This window comes from Pseudomonas sp. NPDC089734 (assembly GCF_044748865.1).
In the GTDB taxonomy this organism is placed as follows: Bacteria; Pseudomonadota; Gammaproteobacteria; order Pseudomonadales; family Pseudomonadaceae; genus Aquipseudomonas.
Map to the genome: position 1 here is coordinate 1 of NZ_JBIVGV010000049.1, position 1,257 is coordinate 1,257.

The following is a 1,257-nucleotide window of genomic DNA, read 5'->3' on the forward strand; positions in this document are numbered from 1 at the left end:
CACGAGTCGAGCCGAAGCCCATACGGTATACGACGTTGTCCAGACGGCACTCGAGCAGTTGCAGCAGGTTTTCACCGGTTGCACCTTTCTAGCCCTTACTTGGAGTAGAGCTCGACAATCAGGCTTTCGTTGATGTCGGCGGATAGATCACTGCGAGCTGGAACGCTTTTGAATACGCCCGATTTCTTCGCGGTGTCTACGTCTACCCATTCTACGCGGCCACGTTGGGCACACAGTTCGAGAGCCTGGACAATACGCAGCTGGTTTTGCGCCTTCTCACGGACAGCGACGACATCGCCGGCACGTACTTGATAGGAAGGAACGTTAACGGTTTTGCCGTTGACGCTGATCGACTTGTGCGAAACCAGTTGACGGGATTCGGCACGAGTCGAGCCGAAGCCCATACGGTATACGACGTTGTCCAGACGGCACTCGAGCAGTTGCAGCAGGTTTTCACCGGTTGCACCTTTCTTGCCAGCAGCTTCTTTGTAGTAGCCGCTGAACTGACGCTCGAGAACGCCGTAGATACGACGGACTTTTTGCTTTTCACGCAGCTGGGTACCGTAATCGGACTGACGACCGCGGCGTTGACCGTGGATGCCTGGAGCTGCTTCGATGTTGCACTTGGATTCGATAGCGCGAACGCCGCTCTTCAGAAAGAGATCGGTGCCTTCACGACGAGCAAGTTTGCATTTTGGACCAATGTAACGAGCCATTTCTTACAGTCTCCTGGATTACACGCGGCGCTTCTTCGGCGGACGGCACCCGTTGTGCGGGATTGGCGTCACGTCGGTGATGCTGGCGATCTTATAGCCACAGCCGTTCAAAGCACGGACAGCGGATTCACGACCTGGGCCTGGACCCTTGACGTTAACGTCGAGGTTCTTCAGACCGTATTCCAGCGCAGCTTGACCAGCACGCTCGGCAGCTACCTGAGCAGCGAACGGAGTGGACTTGCGGGAACCACGGAAACCCGAACCGCCGGAGGTAGCCCAGGAAAGAGCGTTACCTTGACGATCGGTAATGGTGACGATTGTGTTGTTAAACGACGCGTGGATGTGGGCGATGCCATCAACCACTGTCTTTTTAACTTTTTTACGAGGACGAGCAGCAGGTTTTGCCATGACTAAATTCCTGTCGAAACGCTGGAGCGATTACTTGCGGATCGGCTTACGCGGACCTTTGCGAGTACGCGCGTTGGTCTTGGTACGCTGACCGCGTACTGGCCGGCAGGTACCGGTCTGGCCTATCACAGCG

Annotated in this window: 2 protein-coding genes and 1 pseudogene; all 3 read right to left on the minus strand. The window is 55.8% G+C overall.

The genetic code is table 11. The features are described from left to right. Positions 1 to 95 precede the first annotated feature (95 nt). Positions 96 to 716 carry a 30S ribosomal protein S4 gene (gene rpsD, locus ACIPY9_RS24595; RefSeq protein WP_117163580.1) on the minus strand — a complete coding sequence of 207 codons (621 nt, stop codon included), beginning with the start codon at positions 714 to 716 and terminating at the stop codon, positions 96 to 98. Between the two features lie 18 nt (positions 717 to 734). Continuing rightward, positions 735 to 1,124, minus strand: a complete 390-nt coding sequence (gene rpsK / locus ACIPY9_RS24600) for a 30S ribosomal protein S11 (RefSeq protein ID WP_002555466.1) — start codon at positions 1,122 to 1,124, stop codon at positions 735 to 737. 30 nt (positions 1,125 to 1,154) lie between these two features. After that, positions 1,155 to 1,257 (minus strand): annotated as a pseudogene (locus tag ACIPY9_RS24605) (hypothetical protein); the annotation flags it as partial.